We start from the raw sequence: 20,388 nt of genomic DNA on the forward strand, positions 1-20,388 counted from the left end.
ACGCAGCGGGCTGATACCGACGGTTGGAGCGGCGGCGGTGGGAGGGGCGGGGTCAGCTGGCGCCGGGGGCGACCAGCCCGGTCTCGAAGGCGATGATCACGGCCTGGACCCGGTCCCGGGCGCCGAGCTTGGCGAGAACGCGGCCCACGTGGGTCTTCACGGTCGCCTCGGCGACGAAGAGCTCCGCCCCGATCTCGCGGTTGGAGAAGCCTCGACCCATCAGGGTGAGCACCTCTCGCTCCCGCTCGGTGAGCGGCTCCAGGACCGCCGTGTCCTTCTCCTGCGGATCGGGAGCGCGGACCACGCGCTCCAGCAGGCGGCGAGTTGCCGACGGGGCGATCACGGCGTCCCCGCGGTGGACGGTGCGGATCGCTCCCAGGAGGTCCTCGGGCTGGGCGTCCTTGAGCAGGAAGCCGCTGGCACCGGCCCGGATCGCAGAGACGACGTACTCGTCGAGATCGAAGGTGGTCAGCACGATGATCTTCGGGGAGCGGTCCGCCGGAGCCTGCTCGAGGATTTGGGCAGTGGCCTCGATGCCGTCCATCCGCGGCATGCGCACATCCATGAGGACCACGTCGACGGTGCGGCCGCGCAGCGCCTCGACGGCGTCGACCCCGTCGGAGGCCTGGGCGACGACCTCCATGTCGTCCTGCGAGTCGATCACCATCGTGAAGCCGGCGCGTACCAGCGGCTGGTCATCGACCAGGGCGATGCGCAGCGGTCGGTCGAGGGGATCATTCATCGGGGCTCTCCTGGGAACTCGCAGAGGGGACGGGCGGGGTTGAGGGAGGACATGGTGAAGGGACGGGGACCGACGCGGTCACCAGGCGGTGCGGGCGGCCAGCGGCTCCAAGGATCCGGCCAGCGGCACGGTGGCACGGACCCGGTAGCCGCGAGAGGGGAGCGGACCGGCCTGCAGGGTGCCCCCGAACACCGACATCCTCTCCCGCATCCCGGTCAGGCCGTGCCCTTGGCCGTCGGAGGATGGGTCGGTGCCCTGGCCGTCGTCGAGCACCTCGATGATGAGCTGCTGAGGGGCGCGGGTGATCCGCACGGCGGCGCTGGCGCCGGGGCCTGCGTGTTTGAGGACGTTGGTCAGCGATTCCTGGACCAGACGGAACACGGACACGCCGAGCGCATGGGGAAGGCCGTCCAGCGATCCGTTGATCTCCAGAGCGACGGGAAGCCCCGCCGCGATCACCCGGTCCGTCAGGTCGCCCAGCTTCTCCGTGCCCGGCTGCGGGCCGAAGCTGGTCTCATCTTCTTGGCGCAGCACGCCGAGCAGGGAGCGCATGTCGGCCAGCGCCGCTCGACCGGTCTCCCCGATGGTGGCCAGCACCTCGGCGGCCTTCTCCGGCTTCTGTGCGGCGACGAAACGGCCGCCGTCCGCCTGCGCGATGATCACCGAGAGGGAGTGGGCGACCACATCGTGCATCTCACGGGCGATGCGGGCGCGCTCGGCGGCCACCGCGAGGGCGGTGCGCTGCTCTCGCTCGCGGAGGGCCTGCTCGGCCCGGTCACGGGTGAGGGCGAGCTGTCGCACCCGAGCCCGCTGCAGGTTGGCCAGCGCCCAGACCGCGACGATGGTGATGGTGCCGACGAGGCCGAGGCCGAAGAAGCTGATCAGTGCCTCGATCGGCCCGCCGTACTCGCTGCGCAGGGCGTCGATCGCCCAGAACGTGGCCTGTGCGAAGACGCCGAGCATGCCTGCGGCCACGCCGACACCGTGCACGACGGGCCTGCCGTAGGCGACGGCGCAGAACATCGCGTAGAAGGTCATGATGTCGCCCATGACCACCGGGACGTTCACCAGCAGATGGAGCACTGCGAGCCCGCCGATCAGCAGCACGCCGAGCAGCGGCCGCACCCGGCACAGCGCTCCGGCGGCGATCATCGGCACGGTGAACAGGGTCCACCAGCCGATGGATCCGGTCCACAGTGAGAAGAGCAGGGCCAGGAATGAGGCGCCGCCGAAGCCGATCAGGTCGACGGTGCCGGGATTCTCGATGATCCAGCGGAACGGGTCGCGGAAGCGGACGCGCCCGCCGGGTGCGTCCGTCCGATGCTCGGAACCGTTGGTCATGGCCTTGAGGGTACGGGCGCTGCGGTGCCCGGCGCGTCAGACCGCGGTCGGATCTGCGCCGGTGGTCGTCGCACCAGGGGTGGTGATGTGAGGCCATGGTCGGAGCCGTGCGGAAACCGTGCAGAAACAGCCCAGTGCAGTGCAGTGCAGTGCAGAGCGGAGCGGTGCGGAACGGAGCGGCGCGGTGCGTTGCGCGGTGGTGAAGTGTGAGTCGAGACGCTGCTCAGAGCAGGGTCTGCGGCGGATCCAGCAGTTCGGGGCCCTCATTGCCGACCTTGCCGATGCCTGGATCCACCTCGCGGACGGCGAGAGTGGCGTCGACCAGCAGGTGAGTGTCGTCCAGGATCCATTCCTGGGCGGCGTGGCGGTCGTCCATCGCCGTGTCGAGCCAGGGATCGAGCTGATCACGCCGCAGCATCACCGGGGTGCGGTCGTGGATCTCGGCGAGTTCTCCGGTCGCCTCCCGGGTGATGATCGTGGCGCTGAGCAGGAAGCGGCCGTCCTCGCTCGCGGCGGGGCCCTCGTGAGATCCCGGACCCTTCCACCAGGAGATCAGGGCTGCCATGTACAGCGCGGAGCCATCCGCCGGGGCGATGAAGTACGGCTGCTTGCGGGTGCCCTTCTCGCCGCGCACCCACTCGTAGTAGCCGTCCATCGGGACGATCGCGCGGTATCGGCCCAGGCTCCCGCGGAAACTGGGCTTCTCCGCCAGGGTCTCGCGGCGGGCGTTGAATGTCCGGGAGGAGAACGAGGCCTCCTTCGCGAACGGGGGCAGCAGTCCCCAGCGTGCCACCCGCAGCGCTCGCAGCACTTCGCCGGTCTCTTTGTCGATCGATTCGGTGACCACGTGGATGGGAGCGGTGGGCGGGATGTTCCAGCGGCTGCGCAGATGCGGATCGGTGAGGTCCACGGCGCCGAGGTCGTCCACCAGCGGCTCGATCTCCTGGAAGAAGGCGAAGCGCCCGCACATCTCAGGTGTCCTTCGGCCGCGGATCCGTCGCGTCGGTGTCGGGATCGACGGTGGGCACGCCGTGGCGCGGGGTGAGGCGGGCATCCTCGCCGGTGTACGCCTCGGAGTCGTGGTGGAGGTTCTGGAGCCGGATGTCTCGACCCTCGTCGACGATCTTCTCGTGCTTGGCCTCCGCCTTCTCCGCGCCAGCAGTCTCGCGCATCGGCAGGGCCAGGGAGTCCTCGGCGGGTTTGCCGGCCGCGAGCTCGCGGGCGCGCTCGTACTCGGCATCGACCTCGGCGCCCATGATGATCACGATGTTGATGACCCATAGCGCGAACAGGACGGCCATGATGCCGCCGATGGCGCCGTAGCTGGAGTAGCCGGCGACGGTGCTCATGTAGATGGACAGGGCGACTGCAGCGACGGCGATGCCGAGGATCGCGAACACCCCGCCGGGGGAGATGAACCGGAAGGGCTTCTTGATGTTGGGCGCGCCCCAGTACAGCACCGAGATCAGGGCGAAGGCGATCACCAGGATCACCGGCCACTTGGCCCATGCCCAGATCGGCAGGAAGGAATCCAGGAGGAAGGTCAGCAGACCCTGTGCACCGATGGTGGAGGCGATCGGGCCCAGCAGACCCTCCACGAGGGATTCGCTGAGGAGGAACGAGACCATCGCCAGCAGGATGCCGAGGATGATCGCAATCGTGAGCAGCAGCATGGTGCCGTTCATACGGATCGGACCGCGACCCTCGGGCACCTCGTAGATGTGGTTCGCGACCCGTCCGAACGCCTTGATATAGGCCGAGGCGGACCACAGAGCCGTCGCGATACCGATGATCAGCGCGACCGTGCCGCCGGTCGAGGAGCCCATCAGGGAGTCGAGCGTCGAGTCGACCGCTCCGCCGACCTCCATCCCGCTGCCGCCGGCCCCGGAGGAGATCGCGTCCTTGATGAGCTGAGCGATCTGATCCTTGATCCCGGACAGCAGCAGCGTGGCCAGCGAGAACAGCGCCAGCAGGGTGGGGGCGATCGAGAGCACCATGAAGTAGGTGAGCTTCGCGGCCTGATCCGTGCCGCCATCGCGCAGGAACTCGGTGAGCACGCGTTTGGCCATGTACTTCACGGTGGTGCCGGACATCGAGGGGGCGTCGTCGCCCTTGGCTGAGGAGTCGGCCATGGGGAGCTCCTGGGATCGGTTGACTCACGGACAGATGTCATCCTGCCATGAGCGCGAGCAGGGAGAGTTGTCCACAATCGCTGGGAGGGGCGAGCGGTGGCCGCAAGTTACCCCTACAGTGTCGGAGACGACGTGGAGTGCGTCACCTCACATTTGTGAGGGCAGCCGGTCGGTCGGAGCCGGGAGGGGAACGGATGGATGCCGCCACGATCATCGAGAACGAATCGCGCGAGCTGATTCGCCGCCGGGGTCTCGATGTGCATGCTGATCAGCTGGAACCCTTCATTCGTGAGGTGGTCGCTGACTACGATCACCGCGCTTCGTCGGGTGAGGTCCCGGTGCTGCGCGACGACGACACGATGGTCGCGACGATCGCTGCCCGGATCGGCGGCTTCGGCCCGCTGCAGGAGATGCTCGACGACCCGGGCATCGAGGAAATCTGGTTGAACTCGCCCTCGCAGGTCTTCGTCGCGCGGAACGGGCGCAGCGAGCTGACCACCGTCGTGCTGAGCGATACCGAGGTGCGCGGCATCGTCGAGCGGATGCTGGTCAGCAGCGGCCGCCGGCTCGACATGAGCACACCCTTCGTGGATGCGCTGCTGCCCGACGGGTCGCGATTGCATGTCGTGATCCCCAGCGTGACTCGGGCCCATTGGGCGATCAACATCCGAAAGTTCGTGGCGAAGGCATATGACCTGCAGGGTCTGGTGGCCCTCGGCTCCCTTCCGCAGCAGGCTGCGGATTTCCTCGACGCCGCGATCGCCTCCGGGCTCAACGTGATCGCGTCAGGGGCGACAGGCGCCGGAAAAACCACCTTCCTGCGCTGCTTGGCACAATCCGTCGGTGCTCGGGAGCGAGTGGTGACGATCGAGGAGGTCTTCGAGCTGAACCTCGCGTTGCGGGATGTGGTGGCGATGCAGACCCGTCAGGCGAACCTCGAAGGCACCGGGGAGATCTCGATGCGAAGGCTCGTGAAGGAAGCGCTCCGCATGCGCCCCAGCCGGATCATCGTCGGTGAGGTCCGTGAGGCGGAGAGCCTCGACATGTTGATCGCGTTGAACAGCGGGTTGCCCGGCCTCGCCTCGATCCACGCGAACTCGGCACGCGATGCCGTCACGAAGCTGTGCACGCTGCCTTTGCTCGCCGGGGAGAACGTGTCGAGCAGGTTCGTGGTCCCCACGGTGGCGAGCGCCATCGACCTGGTGGTCCACCTCGACATCTTCGCGGATGGTCGTCGCCGGGTGCGGGAGATCGTCGGGCTCAGCGGTCGGGTGGAGGACGAGACGATCGAGATCTCCGATGTCTTCTCGCAGCGCGGGGATCGGCTGGTGCGGGGTGACGGTCATCCGCCTCATCCAGAGCGTTTCGCCCGTGCCGGATTCGACCTGACGGCACTGCTGGGGCAGGCGCTGGCGGCATGAGTGATGGAGCTTTCCTGGGACTGATCGCGGGACTCGGCCTGCTTGCGATCTGGTGGTCGATGTGGGAACAGGAGGGCAGCACGAGCCGCCGAGGGGTCGTCGCCCGGGCGATGGATCGACTTCGCGATGATCTGATCAAGGTCGGGCTCGATACGGTTCCGCCCGCCTCGGTGCCGGCACTCAGTGCCGGTCTGGGAGTGGTGGTGGCGGCAGTCCTCTGGGCGATCTCCAGCGCGGTAGTCCCGTCGCTGACGATCGGAGTGGTCGTCTCCGCGCTTCCGGTGCTCGTGCTGCGCTCGGCGGCGCGCCGTCGCACCACCGCCATGCGCGAGGTCTGGCCGGAGGCAGTCGACCACATCAACTCAGCGGTCCGTGCCGGACTGTCGCTCCCGGAAGCTCTCGTCCAGCTCAGCCGTAAGGGGCCTGAGGAGCTGCAACCAGCTTTCGCGGAGTTCGCCCTCGACTACCAGGCCAGCGGTGATTTCGCATCCTGCCTCGATCGGCTCAAGATTCGCCTTGCGGATCCCGTGGGGGACCGGATCGTCGAGGCGCTGCGGATCACCCGGGATGTCGGCGGCACAGATCTCGGCGGCCTGCTCCGCACGCTGTCCGCGTTCCTCCGTGAAGACTCCCGAACCCGCGCGGAGCTGGAGGCCAGGCAGTCCTGGACCGTCAATGCGGCGCGGCTTGCGCTCGGCGCGCCCTGGATAGTGCTGGGTCTGATGGCGACGCGTCCCGAGGCGGCCCAGGCCTACGACTCGGGGACGGGACTCATCGTGATCATGGTCGGAGCGGCCGTCTCCCTGGTCGCGTATCGCATCATGCTGCTGATCGCCAGGCTTCCTCAGGACGAGCGAGTGCTGCGATGAACGGCTCCGTCACCGCGATCTCGGGAATCGTGCTCGGCCTCCTGTTAGGGGTGGGGATCACCCTCCTCGCCTGGCAGCTGCCATGGCTACGCTCGCGGGACCTCGCCGCACGGGTCGATCCATATCTCCGTCGTTCCCGGTCGGCATCGCTGTTCGCCGCGCCGCGAGCGACCAGCCAGGCACGGATCGTGCTGGAAAGATTGATGGGACCAGTCGCGGTTCAAGGGTTGAGCGTGCTCGAACGGCTCACCGGTGGTCCCGAGCAGCTCGAGCGTCGCCTGCGTCTCGCAGGTCGGCGCACCTCGGCAGATTCCTTCCGCATCGAACAGGTGATCTTCGGTGCCGCCGGAATGGTGATCGGTGTCATCCTGGCCGTCCTGGCGATCGGGCTGCGTGGCACGAGCCCGCTGCTCGGCTTCACGATCGTGGTTCTCGGCACGCTGCTCGGAGTGCTGCTGCGCGATTACCTGCTGGGGGTGGAGATCAAGCATCGGGCAGCTCGGATGGCGCGCGAGTTCCCGACCGTCGCGGATCTGCTGGCCCTGGCGGTTGCCGCGGGCGAGAGCCCGATCGCCGCCATGGAGCGCGTGGCCCGTACCTCTTCGGGAGCGCTGCCCGATGAATTCGCAGCGACCGTCGCCGACATCCGTGCCGGCACCAGCGTCTCCCAGGCGCTCGCCTCCCTGGGCTCCCGCACACCTCTGGACTCCTTGAGCCGCTTCGGCGAAGGGGTCTCGATCGCCATCGAGCGCGGCACTCCGCTCGCCGAGGTGCTGCGTGCACAGGCCCAGGATGCCCGCGAAGGATCGAAGCGAGACCTCATGGAGACGGCCGGACAGCGCGAGATCATGATGCTCGTTCCGGTGGTCTTCTTCGTGCTGCCGCTGGTCATCATTTTCGCCATCTTCCCCGGCCTCGCCGTCCTGGAGATCAGCCTCTGACCAGTCCACCCGCCCATTCCGTCGTTCCCGACGGGCTTGACGTGACCCGACCAGACTCGACCTGAACCGAACCGAACCGAACCGAACCGACCCGACCCGACCCGACCTGCACGCCGGAGTTCGCTCCGCACCATCTGCCGAGGAGGCCGATATGACTGTCCACCGCACCACACTCCATCGCACCCGCCGCGCCTCGCGAACTGGTGCCCAGATGCCGGAACAGGCGCCTCGGCGGTCTCTCCGCCAGCGGCTGATGGCGCGCCTCGGCTCCGACCGGGGCGACGTCCCCGGGTGGGTGCTGATCACCTTGATGACCGCCGGGATCGTCGTCGCACTCTGGGCCGTCGCCTCAGACCAGATCGTGCAGATCTTCGAGAATGCGATGGCGCCGTTCCTCGGCGGCAGCCTCTGATCCGACCAGCACTTCGAGAGTCATCCTCATGAGGAGCATCAGAGAGGGTCCCCGAGCATCGGGAGCGGAGTACACAGCACGCCGCCGACCGAAGCACCGCCCGGGTGGCCTGCGCCACCTCGAGCGCAAGCTGCGAGCAGACGATGGGGCCGCAGTGGCGGAGTTCCCCATGGTCGCCGTGCTGATCGTGATGATCGGGCTGTTGATCATCCAGGCGGCGCTGATCGTCCACACCCGGAACACTCTGGTCGATGCTGCAGTCCAGGGCGCTCACCACGCAGCCCTGGTGGGTTCGACGCCGCAGGACGGGGCCGACCGTGCTGAACGGCTGATCGCAGAGCGCTTCGGCGACGGGCTCGATGCCGCGGCGACCGCGAGCCAGGAACCCGACGGAACCATCCACGTCCACGTCTCGGCAACTCTGCCACTGGTCGGGCTGTTCGGTCCCGGAGGGACGCTGTCCGTCGAAGGACGGGCACTGGATGAGGACTCGATATGACGATCCCGCGCCGAGTTCCGGGCCGAGCACCGATCCGCGATGCGCTCGGCCAGGAGGAAGGCAATGCACTGGTGGAATTCGTCGTGCTCTCGGCAGCTCTGCTGATCCCGACCCTCTATCTCGTGCTCACCCTCGGGAATGTCCAAGCCGCTGTCTTCGCGGCGGACACGATCTCCCGTGACGTGGCACGGATCCACGCGACCGACACCGATCCCGAGCGAGCAGCCCACCGCGCCGCCCGCCATACCGAGATGATCCTCGAGGATCATGGCCTGCCCGCGACGGAGGTGGCGACGATCAGCTGCAGCGAGGATCCCTGCGCCTCCCCGGGAGGAACGGTGAGCGTGCGAGTGCGTATCCCGGTCCCGGTCCCCGGGCTCGGTCCGATCCTCGGCGAGACCGGGCCGGTCGCCGTCGGGGCCTCGCATGCGGTGCCGGTCGATCAGCACCGGGCAGGCCGCTGATGCGCCGTCTCCTCGCTGCCCTGCGGGATCGCCTGCGGGATGCCCGCGGATCGATGACGATCCTGACGACCGGAGTGCTGGTCGTGGTGCTCATGGTGATCGCCGTCGGCACCGCGATCACCGGCGTGCAGCTCGAGCGCAACGGGCTCCAGCACGCTGCGGACAGCGCAGCGCTCGCCGCAGCCCAGGCCGTCGACCCCGCACGCCTCTACGTCGCCGGTGACGGGGCCGCGATCCATCGCAGCACCGCGCGCGCCGCCGCCGAGGCGCACCTGCGCGACTACCCGCACGAGACCGCCAGCACCGGGAGCATCCAGCTTGCGGAGGTCTCCGTGGACGCAGATGGCACCGTCCACGTGGTCATCTCCGCCCGCACCCACCCGCCCCTGGCAGGATGGTTCACGCGAGGGACCGGCACCGCCATCCCACTGACCGTCGAAGGAGAGGCTCGCGCCCGATGACCACCACCCGCACCGTGCTGCTCGCCCCGGACAAGTTCAAGGGCACTCTCAGCGCCGCTCAGGTGGTGGACGCGCTGCGCCGCGGCATCACCGAGACAGCCCCGCAGCTCCGCGTGCTCTCCTGCCCCATCGCCGACGGCGGCGACGGCACCGTCGATGCCGCGCTCGCCGCCGGAGCCACCGAGCACACCACCTCCATCACCGGCCCCACGAGACGGCCCCGCACCACCCGCTGGGCCCTCCAGGACGACGTCGCGGTGCTCGAGCTCGCCGAGACCGTCGGCCTGCAGGCGCTCCCTGACGGTGAGCTCGCACCGCACACCGCCTCCACCCGAGGCCTCGGCGAGCTGATCCGTGCCGCGATCACCGCAGGCGCCCGCACCATCCTGGTCGGCCTGGGCGGAAGCTCCTCCACCGACGGCGGTGCCGGTCTGCTGCAGGGCCTGGGTGCTCATCTCCTCCAGGCGGACGGCACCGACATCGGTGCCGGACTCGCCGGCGTGAGAACCCTCGCCTCTGCGGATCTCGCCCCGGCACTCGAAGCCCTCGAGGGCGTGACCCTCGTCGCCGCGAACGACGTCACCAACCCGCTGCTCGGTCCCGACGGAGCGGCTGCCGTCTACGGCCCCCAGAAAGGTCTCGACCCCGAGGACGTCGGCCGGGCGGACGCGACGCTCACCGCCGCAGCCCAGATCCTCGATCCGGCCCGTATCCACCGCGATCAGCCCGGGGCCGGAGCCGCCGGCGGGACCGGCTTCGCCCTGTTCCTGCTGGGCGCCGTCCAGCGCTCAGGAGCCGATGCCGTCTTCGAGCTGGTCGGCGTCGACGCACTGCTCGACCAGGCGGACGTGGTGGTCACCGGCGAGGGGAAGCTCGATGCCCAGACGCTGCACGGCAAGGGCCCGGCCGAGGTCGCCCGCCGTGCCCGGGAGCGCGGCCTCGACGTCGCCGCGGTGGCCGGCGCGATCACCCTCAGCCCGGAGCAGCTCCGCGACGCCGGAATCCTCGAGGCGTGGGATCTCACGTCGCGGGCCGGCTCGCTCCAGCGTGCTCTCGAGGACGGTGAAGAGCTGCTTGCCGAGGTGGGGCGCGACCTCGGCATCTGGCTGGCAGGGGCGGGGGAGCGAACCTCGTCGTCCCGCGACTGAGCGTCCCCAGGCGCCGGGCCGCCGCCATATAGCAAGCACCATCTGCCGCACATCGGGCAGCATGTCCAGCCCCCTGCCGTAGACTCCGACGTCGTGGCTTCCATCGACTTCTCCGTAGAGATCCCCCAGCTCCGCTCGACCCTGTCCTCGATCGAGCAGGTGACGGACATCGACGCGCTCGACGCGAAGATCGTCGACCTCGAGCAGCAGGCGTCCGCGCAGGACCTGTGGGACGACGTCGACAATGCCCAGAAGGTCAGCTCCGCGCTCTCGCACGCGCAGTCCGAGCGGCGCCGCATCAGCGAGCTCTCCTCCCGCATCGAGGACCTCGAGGTGATGGTGGAGCTCGCCGCTGAGGAGGACGACGCCGACACCCTCCACGAGGCGGAGAACGAGCTGGTCAGCATTCACAAGACCCTCGACGAGCTCGAGGTCCGCACGCTGCTCGCCGGCGAGTATGACGAGCGGGACGCGGTGGTCACCATCCGCGCCGGCGCCGGCGGTGTCGACGCCGCGGACTTCGCCGAGATGCTCATGCGCATGTACCTGCGCTGGGCAGAGCGCCACGGCCATGCCTCCAAGGTCATGGACACCTCCTACGCGGAGGAGGCCGGGCTGAAGTCGGTCACCTTCCAGATCTCCGCGCCCTACGCCTATGGCACCCTCTCGGTCGAGGGCGGCACCCACCGCCTGGTGCGCATCAGCCCCTTCGACAACCAGGGCCGCCGCCAGACCTCCTTCGCCGCGGTCGAGGTGATCCCGCTGATCGAGTCCACCGACGCGATCGAGATCCCTGAGAACGACCTCAAGGTCGACGTGTTCCGCTCCTCCGGCCCCGGCGGCCAGTCCGTGAACACCACGGACTCCGCTGTGCGCATGACCCACCTGCCCACCGGCACCGTGGTCTCCATGCAGGACGAGAAGTCGCAGATCCAGAACCGAGCTGCGGCGCTGCGCGTCATGCAGTCCCGCCTCCTGCTGCTCAAGAAGGCCGAGGAGGCCGCCGAGCGCAAGGAGCTCGCGGGCGATGTGAAGGCGAGCTGGGGCGACCAGATGCGCTCCTACGTGCTGAACCCGTATCAGATGGTCAAGGACCTTCGCACCGAATACCAGGAGGGCAACCCCTCCTCCGTGTTCGACGGCGAGATCGATGAGTTCATCGATGCCGGCATCCGCTGGCGTGCCGAGCAGAACAAGTCCCACAGCTGAGCGCCTGAGCGAACGGATGCCACGCGCTCCGGCGCCGGGACGATCGAGCGCCTGCGCCTGAGTGCTCCGGCACCGGGACGATTGAGCGCCTGAGTGCTCGGGCACAGGGGCGATCGAGTCCCTGAGCGATCAAGCACCGGAATGATCGAATGCCCGAGCGTGACCAGAGGCACCCACACTTGACCAGGTTTTGACCAGGATGCTGTCCGCACCTTCGTCGATTCCGGGCCCTGCGCCCCTACGCTGGAGGAGCACGACTTCCCCCAGATGTGACAGGCACCAGTGATCCGCTTCGACGACGTCACCAAGACGTACATGCGTGGACAGCACCCCGCCGTGGAGAATCTCGACCTCGAATTCACCCGCGGGGAATTCGTGTTCCTCGTGGGAGCTTCCGGCTCCGGGAAATCCACTCTGATGCGCATGGTGCTCAAAGAGGTCGCACCGACCCGCGGCACGGTCTACGTGGCGGGCAAGGACCTCTCCCGCATCCCATCGTGGAAGGTCCCCTCGCTGCGCCGCGACATCGGCATGGTGTTCCAGGACTTCCGCCTGCTGCCCTCCAAGACGGCCTACCAGAACATCGAGTTCGCGCTCGCCGTGATCGGCACGCCCCGCAAGGTGGTGCGCCGCCTGGTGCCCGAGATGCTCGAGATGGTGGGCCTGGAGGACAAGGGCAGGCGACTGCCTCATGAGCTCTCCGGCGGTGAGCAGCAGCGCGTCGCGATCGCGCGGGCCTACGTCAACCGGCCCTCGATCCTGCTGGCCGACGAACCCACCGGCAACCTCGACCCCTCCACCGCCGAGGGGATCCTGGACCTCCTGGCCGAGATCAACGAGCGCGGCACCACAGTGGTGATGGCCACCCACGACCGGACAGCCGTGGACCGGATGCAGCGCCGAGTGGTCGAGATGGTCGGCGGCCAGGTAGTGCGTGACGAGGAAGGCGGAGGGTACGAGACCCCGGCGCCGGTGAGCGTCATCTCGGGGAATCTTCCCGACGACTCGTCCTACCGCGAGGAGCATCCGCTGGAGGACGCCGACCTGGTGGCCGACTGGGACGGGGCCCCGGAGCAGACTCCTGCGACTCAGACCGTCGCGGAGAGTGACACCCCCGAGACGCAGACCCCTGCCGAGGACATCCTCGAGGAGGAGCTGATCGACGAGCGTGAAGCGCTGCGGGCCCAGGACGAGGACCCCTTCGCCGAGGACGACGAGGAGGACCTCCGATGAGGGCGCGGTACATCCTCGGGGAGATCCTCACCGGTCTGTGGCGGAACATCGCCATGGTCATCTCCGTCGTGATCGTCACCGCGGTCTCGCTGACCTTCGTCGGCACCGGCGCGCTGATGCAGAAGCAGATCATGGATATGAAGTCGACCCTGGTCGAGCAGTCCCAGGTGACGATCTTCCTGTGCTCCCCCCATTCCACTGCCGCCTCCTGTGCCGGCGGTGCGGCGACCGATGCCCAGATCGACTCCGTGCGCGAGGCGCTCGAGGGCGATGTGCTCTCCCCGTATGTCGCCTCCTATACCGAGCGCTCCCAGGACGAAGCCCTCGCGATCTACCAGGAGCAGTTCGCCGGGGAGAGCTTCGTCTCGAACTTCACTGCCGCGGACATGCCGGTCTCCTTCCACATCACCCTCGAGAACGCCGACGACTCCGCGGCCGTGGTCGAGTTCTTCCAAGGCCGGGACGGGGTGGACGAGGTCACGGATCTGCTCGGGGCCTTCGCGCCCTTCATCGACGTGCTGAACCAGTCCACGATGTTCGCCCTCGGCCTCGCCGTGCTGATGCTGATCGCGGCCCTGCTGCTGGTCGCGACCACGATCCGGATGTCCGTCGCCGGCCGCCGTCGAGAGATCGCGATCATGCGTCTGGTCGGTGCCTCGAACCTCTTCATCCGCCTCCCATTCCTGCTGGAAGGCGCGGTCGCGGCGATCATCGGTGGCGTCATCGCCTCCGGCATGCTCTGGTTGGGATTGCACTACATCGTCCAGGGCTGGCTCGCACCCACCCTCGGCGAGCAGCTCATCACCGTCGGCCCCGCCGATCTGGTCTGGGCCGCGCCTCTCCTGATCGTGCTGGGAGCCGCGCTCTCGATCGCCTCCTCGGTGGTCTCCCTCAATCGCTATCTGAAGGTGTGAGCATGTCCCAGAGCATCCTGCGCCGCCCCCTCTGCATGCTCGCCGCAGCCCTGATGGTGCTGCCGATGCTGATGATGCCGGTCTCCCCAGCCTCGGCCGAGGGCACCAAGGAAGACAAGATCGCCGAGCGCTCCGTGATCGATCAGAAGCTCGAGGACCTCCGGATCGAGCTGAACGATGTCAACACCGAGCTCGCAGAGACCTACCTCGCGCTCGCCGAGACCGAGCTGCTTATCCCCCAGGCGCAGGAAGATCTCGAGCTCGCCCAGGCCGAGCTCGAGGAAGCGCGCGAGGATGACCGCATCGTCGGGGAACGCCTGACCACCGCGCAGAAGGAGGAGCAGCGCCTCTCGGGAGAGGTCGAGGAAGGGAAAGAGGAGGTGGAGCGCAGCGGCGGCGAGCTCGCCACCGTGGCGCTGACCGCCTACAAGGGCGGCGGCATACCGAACCCCTCCACGATCTACCTCGGCAACCGGTCCCCGCAGGATGCCGTGGACCGGTCGATGAACTACCGGATCACCATGGCCTCCCAGGGCACCCGGCTCGACACCCTCCGCACGGATCAGGTGGTGACGGAGAACTCCGCCGAGCGTCTCACCGCTGTGCGCGAGGAGATCAAGCAGCTCAAGATCGACGCCGAGAAAGCCGTCGAACGGACCAAGACCGCCGAGGAAGTGGCGTCTCAGGCGAAGATCGATCTCGATGCGCTCTATGAGACGCAGAAGACCCAGCGGGACACCCTCGAGGAGCAGAAGACGAAGTATGAGGGTGACACCACCACCCTGGAGACCCGCAGCACCACCCTGGACGGGGAGATCGAGAAGCTCGCCCAGCAGGAGCGGGAGAAGGAGGAGCGGGCCCAGCGGGAACGCGAGAAGCGAAGCAGCAGCGGTAGCAGCAGCAGCGGCGGGGGAGGCTCCTCGAGCAGCTCGGCGGACACCGGCGGCGGCTGGATCTATCCGGTCAACGCCCGGCTGAACTCGAACTTCGGCTGGCGCGTGCATCCGATCTACCGCACCCGGAAGCTCCACGCGGGGGTCGACTTCCCGGTGGCCTGCGGAGTCCCGGTGGGGGCCACTCACTCCGGTCGCGTCATCGCCAGGACCTACAACAGCGGCGCCGGGAACAAGATCATCCTCAGCCACGGCATCCACAACGGGCGCCTGATCACCAGCTCCTACCACCACCTGCAGGGCTACGCCCAGCCGGTCGGTGCGCAGGTCTCTGCCGGGACCACCGTCGGCTATGTGGGGACCAGCGGCTCCTCGACCGGCTGCCACCTGCATTTCGAGATCCACGAGGACGGGAACGCCGTCAACCCCGGCAAGTACCTCTGAGCCCCGGCGCCCGCTCACGGGCTCACGGGCTCACGGGAGGGCCACGGACGGTGTCAGCGGTGTCCGCTGCCTGCGAAAAGCGTTCGCGACCGGCGATGACCACCGCGTAAGCTGGGGTGTCCGGTCGCCAGGGGTGGCCGGAGCACGCACAGACCACGACGAATGGCAGGAGGGACCCCCCGATGGCGGCGAAGAAGGCTGCGGCGAAGAAGGCCGCTGCGGAGGAAGGCCCCCCGAAGAAGCGCATCGCCTCGAACAAGCGGGCCACCCACGACTACTACATCGACCAGACCTGGGAAGCAGGCATCGTCCTGACCGGTACCGAGGTGAAGTCGCTGCGCGATCGTGGAGCATCCCTGATCGATGGCTACTGCTACATCGAGGGCGGTGAGGTGTGGATGGACAACGCCCACATCGCTCCCTACGTCAAGGGCACCTGGACCAACCATGCCGCCCGCCGCAAGCGCAAGCTCCTGCTCCACAAGCAGGAGATCGAGAAGCTCGCCAGCAAGTCACGGGAGAAGGGCTTCACCATCGTTCCGATGGAGATGTACTTCCTGGGCTCGCATGCGAAGGTCGTGATCGGCCTGGGCCGCGGCAAGAAGGAATGGGACAAGCGCCAGACCCTGCGGGAGAAGCAGGATCTGCGCGAGGCACAGCGCGCCATGCGCCAGCGCGAGATCGCCTGAACCGAGCAGCCGCAGAGCCGCAACCAGACTCGAGCGGTGCGGGTCGGCGGTGCTGTCAGCTCGGCTGGGCGGTCAGCCCTCCAGATCCTGTCAGCTGTCCAAGTCCCGTCGCTCCAGCCGGGCGACCGTCTGCCTGCTCGAGCTGATGACACCCTCGTCAGCGACTCCCAGGTGCTCGCGCATGTACAGCGCTCGCCGTGCATCCTCCACGGCGAGGTCCCACGTCCGTGCGGCGGCCTGGGTGCGTCCGGCGCCATGCTCCGCCAGCGCGTGCTCGAACCGGCACTTCGCACGATGCTGGAAGACGGCGGCCAGCACCGACAGGGATGACGGTGACGTGGGATCCTCGAGCCCGGTCTCCTCCGCGGCCAGATCCAGCTGTTCCTCGGCGGCGAGGAACGCCCCCTGCCACTGCAGCACATGGGCGTAGCGCGCCCGGCGCACGGCCCGCATCACCGGTGAGAGACCGCTGTCCTCGAGGGCTGCGCGGCCGGCGATCGCGGCCTCGTCAAGCCGTCCGAGCATCCTCAGATAGGCGACGGTACGAGGATCCCGCGGATGGACCGCACACCACTCGGCCAGCGTCGCCGGATCGGAGACCACCTCCCGCAGGCTGTCGTCATCGATCCGGACCTGGACGTCTGCTGCCTCGAAACCGCTCACCGCCCCATCATCGCGGCCGGGACCGTACGGGGTCCAGGCCGACGGGCTTCGCCGTGAGCTGAGGGATATTCGCTTCAGAACCACGGCCGGGCGCGGTAGAGTGGGACCACGACGCACGGGGAGACCCGTCGTCAGTGGGTGTTTGACAACAGAAGAGTGAGTGCAAGGACGGCCCTGAGGGGCCGTCGATATCTGTGCTGCATACCCACGCTGGGGGCCGATCGGTTTCGACGGTAGTTGTCCAGCAAGGGGAAGCGGGCCGAGAAGCCAGAGTCATCTCGTAAACGTTCTCTGGAAACCAATAAGTGCCGAACCTAAGCGCACTGACTTCGCTCTCGCTGCCTGATCAGCGTTAGCAGTCTGGAACCCCGGGCGTGCTTCTGACCCGGATCGTTCCATCATCTAAGAAGCCACTGCTGCCGACCCTCGTCATCGGGGAAGGATGAACACCTCAGAGTGACTGAGTCTGTCGACGTCGTGTCCGTGCGAACGTCGGGACTGAGAAAACGTCAATACGGACTGCGCCCGGAGAAGCCCTGGCTCCGCACTATCGGACGCGGGTTCGATTCCCGCCGGCTCCACCATTGCACTCACTACGAAAGGCCCCCTCACCTGCGCGAGAGCGCGGGGGAGGGGGCCTTTTTCTGTTGCCGTCCGAGCGGACCGCGGGCCGACGACCGGGGCATGCTGTCGGCCCCCGGGGGCGCGGTCTGCGCACCGGAGCGCCGCCGGCCATGGTGTGCGCCACCGGCCATGCTGCTCGCCACCGGCCATGGTGCGCGCCACCAGCGATGGTGCGCACCGTCGGCCCTGCCAGCGCGCACCATCTGCTCAGCCGCTGTACGTCAGGCCGTGTCCGAGCTCGTAGCGGTTGCCGTCGGCATCGACGTACACATACGGACGCCCGTCCATGTGCTGCTCCTTGGCGAAGCCCGGGACGTCGTTCGGAGAGGCGCAATGCCCGTTCTCGTCGACCGCGATCGCCGCGGCGTCGATCGGGAAGGTGATCGGCAGCTTTCCCGTGGGGGAGAACTCGCCGAGGATCGCCTCGACCATGATCCCGTAGTCGGTCTCGAAGCCCATCAGCAGGCCGTCGGCGAGTGGTTCGATGCCGTCGAGCAGCCAGGGGAACAGGGTGTTCAGGCCCACCACCATCGTGTCCACGTGCTTGCGGATGTCACGGACCTTCTCGATGTCCACATGCGAGTGGTCATCGATGCCGAGGTCGCCGATCCCCACGAACTCGAAGTACGAGCCGATGAACGGGCGCAGCAGCAGGATCGCCACGTCCGCGTCGTGGTAGTCGGTGGTGAAGGAGATCCCGGGATGCGCGGCGGCGAGGCGGCGGCGCAGCGCGTCGAGCTCCTTGACGGTCAGGCGGGTCGCGAACAGCTCCACATACACTCGCTTGCCGGCCAGGGTCTCCTCGGTCAGCGGCAGCGCCCCGTCATGGTTCTTGGCGAGCACCACGGACCTGCGGTGCGCGTCCTCGGCCGCGGCGCGGGCCTCGGCATTCTGCACCACCCGATCCGCTTCCTCGGGGTCCACGTACGGGTTCTCGAACAGGCCCAGGGCGAACAGCTCCTCGAGCAGCAGCGAGGCGGCCTCGTCGAGCCGTTCCGAGGTAAACAGCCCTCTGACATACGCCTCGCGCACGGCGGCAACATCATTGGTGTCGGCGAACATGTCGGTGCCGGCCATGACGGCGGCACCCACCCGCTCGGCGGTGGTGAGCTCCTCGACGCCCCAGGCCATCTTCGAGAGCACGCCCGAATCGGAGTTGATGTAGCCGCGATGACCCATCTCGCGCAGCAGGTTCAGGATCTCGTGGTTGAACGCGAAGCCGACCTGTTCGAACTCGGTGACCCGTCCCTGCGGGGTCGAGGACTTCTCCTCCGACGGGATCGCGTAGTACGGCATGATCGAGGAGGTCCCGGCGTCGAGCGCCGCCTGGAACGGCGGCAGGTGGTATTCCTCGAGCGACCCGGGCGTGGGGTAGATGTTGAACCGGCCCTCCGCATAGTGCGGATCGGTACCGTTCTCGCGAGCGCCGCCGCCGGGGAAGTGCTTGGTGGTCAGCGCCACCCCATCGGCCGAGAGCCCGTCCTTGCCCTGGAATCCACGCACCAGCGCCCCGATCGCCTGGCCGACGAACTCGGGGTCCTCGCCGAGGGTGCCCTGGCCGCGGAACCAGCGCGGGTCGGTGAACACATCGGCCATGTACATATAGCCCTTGCGCAGGCCTGAGGCGCGCCACTCGGCGCGGGAGTGCTCTGCGAAGGACTCGATCACCTCGAGCGAGCCGGTGGCGGCCAGGCCCAGGGTGCCCGGCCATTCGGCGAAGGGCTGGTCCTCGGGAGTGCCGCCCATCTTGAAGGCGCCGGCCTCGTTCTTCGAGTTCGCGGCGACGATCACCGGGATGCCCCAGCGGGACTCCTCCGCGACCTCGTTCATGGTGTTGATCCAGGTCGCGATGCGGGATCCGGTGGGCTCCTCGCGCATGATGAAGTGACGGATGTTCAGCTCCGCGATCATCTGCGTGGTCCCCTCGAAGGGGATGCCGGCGCTGGTGTGAGGGTCGACCTTGATCGGCAGGTACTGCTCATCGAGCACTCCGTCGTGGCTGGTGAAGTCCTTGTTGTGCTGAGAGATGCCCATCGGCCGGGAGGTGATGACCATCAGGCCGAGCTTCTCGTCCGGGGACATCCGCGCCGCGAGGTCCTTGGCGCGCTCGGCGGGGCTCAGCCGCCAGTCCTCGAAGGGGGTGAGCGCGCCGTCGCCGTCGAGGTCGCGGAACTGCAGCCCGTCGACCTCGATGATCTGCTTGACCCTGCTCGAGAGTGGAACCTGCTCGGTCATCGCTGTCCTCCTGTGGTGATGAGTGATTCGAAGCCCAGCGAGACCAGGTGTCGCCGGCTCATGGCCAGTGACTCCCAGATATCGCGCCCGTAGGTCTGGTCCTGCTCGATGAGCAGATGCTGTGCGCCGGAGGCGACGGCCTGCTCGATGACCGGCTTCCAGTCCAGGGTGCCCTCACCGACCTCGGCGTACTGCACGATGTCCCCGAGCCAGAAGCGGGAGAAGGTCTCGGCGTCTCCGGACTCTCGGGCATCGAGGATCTCCGCCGACGGCATCGCGATGCGGTAGTCCTTGAGATGCACCAGATCCAGCACCCCGGCGAAAGCCCGCAAGGTGCGCTCGGGATCCTGCCCGCCGCGCTGGACCCAGTGGCAGTCGATCTCGAAGCGCAGATGGGGGGCGCGCTGGCGCAGCCGGTCCAGGAGGGTGGTGCCCTCACGCTTCGCGAACTCGATGTGGTGGTTGTGGTAGCTGAGGCTGATCCCGTGCTCGGCGAGGCGCTGGGCATAGCCGTCGACCTCGGCGGCGAAGTCATCGAACGCCTCCAACGAGCGCAGCGCGGTCATCGGCATCATGCCGATCCGGATCATCGTGGTGCCCAGGCGCCGGGCATGCTCGACATGGGGGTCGAAATCCTCTGCGAGGCTGAGCTCGTCGCTGCCCGGCGGGACCGTGGTCTTGGCGGAGATCGCGGCGACCTCGATGCCCAGGCGCGCCCGCGCGGCTTCCATGCCGGCGACGTTCTCCTCGGTCATCGGGATCTGGGAGACCTCCACCACCTCGAAGCCTGTCTCCTTCACACGCTCCAGGACCGGACCGATGCCCTGGTCACGGACGTGGTCCTTGAGCATCATCAGCTGGATTCCGATTCGGGCCACGAGGGGACCTCCGGGTCGTTGCAGGGATGTGGCGGTCGATGGCGGATGCCGAACGGCCGCAGGAGGCCCACGGTAGCCATCGAACCGTTCGACCTGCAGCAGTTGTCTGGGATTGCCCCGGGGGCGGGCGCGCCCCGCCGGAGAGGTCGAGATCGTTGCCGACGATGCCTGGCCAC

The 20,388-nt window shown here is 68.0% G+C and carries 20 protein-coding genes and 1 other RNA gene; 14 read left to right on the top strand and 7 right to left on the bottom strand.

The features are described 5' to 3' along the window. Nucleotides 1-52: 52 nt before the first annotated feature. The 4 genes from ACT3SQ_RS08420 to ACT3SQ_RS08435 form a co-directional block, all read right to left on the bottom strand. Nucleotides 53-742 carry a response regulator gene (locus tag ACT3SQ_RS08420; RefSeq protein ID WP_442332734.1) on the bottom strand — a complete coding sequence of 230 codons (690 nt, stop codon included), beginning with the start codon at nucleotides 740-742 and terminating at the stop codon, nucleotides 53-55. A 78-nt stretch (nucleotides 743-820) separates the two neighbouring features. Continuing rightward, complete coding sequence (locus tag ACT3SQ_RS08425) at nucleotides 821-2,083, bottom strand: sensor histidine kinase (protein WP_442332735.1); 1,263 nt, start codon at nucleotides 2,081-2,083, stop codon at nucleotides 821-823. A 223-nt stretch (nucleotides 2,084-2,306) separates the two neighbouring features. Beyond that, nucleotides 2,307-3,053 carry an SOS response-associated peptidase gene (locus ACT3SQ_RS08430; RefSeq protein ID WP_442332736.1) on the bottom strand — a complete coding sequence of 249 codons (747 nt, stop codon included), beginning with the start codon at nucleotides 3,051-3,053 and terminating at the stop codon, nucleotides 2,307-2,309. A gap of 1 nt (nucleotide 3,054) precedes the next feature. Next, entirely contained in the window at nucleotides 3,055-4,215 is a 1,161-nt protein-coding gene (locus ACT3SQ_RS08435) for a YihY/virulence factor BrkB family protein (RefSeq protein ID WP_442332737.1), read from the bottom strand. A gap of 194 nt (nucleotides 4,216-4,409) precedes the next feature. Between ACT3SQ_RS08435 and ACT3SQ_RS08440 the strand changes: the two genes are divergently transcribed. The 13 genes from ACT3SQ_RS08440 to smpB all read left to right on the top strand — a co-directional run bounded on the left by ACT3SQ_RS08440 (nucleotide 4,410) and on the right by smpB (nucleotide 15,812). Then, the gene (locus tag ACT3SQ_RS08440; protein ID WP_444601048.1) at nucleotides 4,410-5,636 is read left to right on the top strand and encodes a CpaF family protein; all 1,227 of its coding nucleotides are present in this window, start codon (nucleotides 4,410-4,412) and stop codon (nucleotides 5,634-5,636) included. Then, entirely contained in the window at nucleotides 5,633-6,505 is an 873-nt protein-coding gene (locus ACT3SQ_RS08445; protein WP_441443258.1) for a type II secretion system F family protein, read from the top strand. The genes ACT3SQ_RS08440 and ACT3SQ_RS08445 overlap by 4 nt, the downstream gene beginning before the upstream one ends. Then, nucleotides 6,502-7,446: a type II secretion system F family protein gene (locus tag ACT3SQ_RS08450; RefSeq protein WP_444601049.1), complete on the top strand. Its 945-nt coding sequence runs from the start codon at nucleotides 6,502-6,504 to the stop codon at nucleotides 7,444-7,446. The genes ACT3SQ_RS08445 and ACT3SQ_RS08450 overlap by 4 nt, the downstream gene beginning before the upstream one ends. A 151-nt stretch (nucleotides 7,447-7,597) precedes the next feature. After that, nucleotides 7,598-7,858, top strand: a complete 261-nt coding sequence (locus ACT3SQ_RS08455) for a hypothetical protein (RefSeq protein ID WP_441443256.1) — start codon at nucleotides 7,598-7,600, stop codon at nucleotides 7,856-7,858. Between the two features lie 28 nt (nucleotides 7,859-7,886). Then, nucleotides 7,887-8,357: a TadE/TadG family type IV pilus assembly protein gene (locus ACT3SQ_RS08460; protein ID WP_444502084.1), complete on the top strand. Its 471-nt coding sequence runs from the start codon at nucleotides 7,887-7,889 to the stop codon at nucleotides 8,355-8,357. Continuing rightward, the gene (locus ACT3SQ_RS08465; RefSeq protein ID WP_442331765.1) at nucleotides 8,354-8,821 is read left to right on the top strand and encodes a hypothetical protein; all 468 of its coding nucleotides are present in this window, start codon (nucleotides 8,354-8,356) and stop codon (nucleotides 8,819-8,821) included. Before ACT3SQ_RS08460 ends, ACT3SQ_RS08465 begins: the two co-directional genes overlap by 4 nt. Before the next feature lie 53 nt (nucleotides 8,822-8,874). Further along, the gene (locus tag ACT3SQ_RS08470) at nucleotides 8,875-9,282 is read left to right on the top strand and encodes a pilus assembly protein TadG-related protein (protein ID WP_442331764.1); all 408 of its coding nucleotides are present in this window, start codon (nucleotides 8,875-8,877) and stop codon (nucleotides 9,280-9,282) included. After that, nucleotides 9,279-10,430 carry a glycerate kinase gene (locus ACT3SQ_RS08475; RefSeq protein ID WP_442331763.1) on the top strand — a complete coding sequence of 384 codons (1,152 nt, stop codon included), beginning with the start codon at nucleotides 9,279-9,281 and terminating at the stop codon, nucleotides 10,428-10,430. Before ACT3SQ_RS08470 ends, ACT3SQ_RS08475 begins: the two co-directional genes overlap by 4 nt. A 93-nt stretch (nucleotides 10,431-10,523) precedes the next feature. Further along, on the top strand, nucleotides 10,524-11,639 hold the full coding sequence (prfB, locus tag ACT3SQ_RS08480; RefSeq protein ID WP_441443251.1) for a peptide chain release factor 2: 1,116 nt from the start codon (nucleotides 10,524-10,526) through the stop codon (nucleotides 11,637-11,639). Nucleotides 11,640-11,921: 282 nt separating this feature from the next. Beyond that, nucleotides 11,922-12,872, top strand: coding sequence for a cell division ATP-binding protein FtsE (gene ftsE, locus ACT3SQ_RS08485; protein ID WP_442331762.1), 951 nt, complete (start codon nucleotides 11,922-11,924; stop codon nucleotides 12,870-12,872). Then, nucleotides 12,869-13,786: a permease-like cell division protein FtsX gene (ftsX, locus tag ACT3SQ_RS08490; protein ID WP_441443249.1), complete on the top strand. Its 918-nt coding sequence runs from the start codon at nucleotides 12,869-12,871 to the stop codon at nucleotides 13,784-13,786. Before ftsE ends, ftsX begins: the two co-directional genes overlap by 4 nt. Nucleotides 13,787-13,788: 2 nt before the next feature. Continuing rightward, nucleotides 13,789-15,123: a peptidoglycan DD-metalloendopeptidase family protein gene (locus ACT3SQ_RS08495; RefSeq protein WP_442331761.1), complete on the top strand. Its 1,335-nt coding sequence runs from the start codon at nucleotides 13,789-13,791 to the stop codon at nucleotides 15,121-15,123. Nucleotides 15,124-15,305: 182 nt separating this feature from the next. Continuing rightward, nucleotides 15,306-15,812, top strand: coding sequence for an SsrA-binding protein SmpB (gene smpB, locus ACT3SQ_RS08500; RefSeq protein ID WP_299306216.1), 507 nt, complete (start codon nucleotides 15,306-15,308; stop codon nucleotides 15,810-15,812). 90 nt (nucleotides 15,813-15,902) lie between these two features. Here smpB and ACT3SQ_RS08505 read toward each other — a convergent pair whose 3' ends face one another. Then, complete coding sequence (locus tag ACT3SQ_RS08505; protein WP_442331760.1) at nucleotides 15,903-16,475, bottom strand: hypothetical protein; 573 nt, start codon at nucleotides 16,473-16,475, stop codon at nucleotides 15,903-15,905. Nucleotides 16,476-16,688: 213 nt separating this feature from the next. On the opposite strand from ACT3SQ_RS08505, the gene ssrA reads away from it, so the two are divergent. Beyond that, nucleotides 16,689-17,059: a transfer-messenger RNA gene (gene ssrA / locus ACT3SQ_RS08510) on the top strand. Nucleotides 17,060-17,306: 247 nt separating this feature from the next. Here ssrA and ACT3SQ_RS08515 read toward each other — a convergent pair. Together ACT3SQ_RS08515 and ACT3SQ_RS08520 are read right to left on the bottom strand one after the other, a co-directional pair. Then, on the bottom strand, nucleotides 17,307-19,334 hold the full coding sequence (locus ACT3SQ_RS08515) for a glycoside hydrolase family 3 N-terminal domain-containing protein (protein ID WP_442331759.1): 2,028 nt from the start codon (nucleotides 19,332-19,334) through the stop codon (nucleotides 17,307-17,309). Then, nucleotides 19,331-20,212: a sugar phosphate isomerase/epimerase family protein gene (locus ACT3SQ_RS08520; RefSeq protein ID WP_442331758.1), complete on the bottom strand. Its 882-nt coding sequence runs from the start codon at nucleotides 20,210-20,212 to the stop codon at nucleotides 19,331-19,333. The genes ACT3SQ_RS08515 and ACT3SQ_RS08520 overlap by 4 nt, the downstream gene beginning before the upstream one ends. Nucleotides 20,213-20,388 lie beyond the last annotated feature (176 nt).

The organism is Brachybacterium sp. AOP42-C2-15, assembly GCF_052377065.1.
In the GTDB taxonomy this organism is placed as follows: domain Bacteria; phylum Actinomycetota; class Actinomycetes; order Actinomycetales; family Dermabacteraceae; genus Brachybacterium.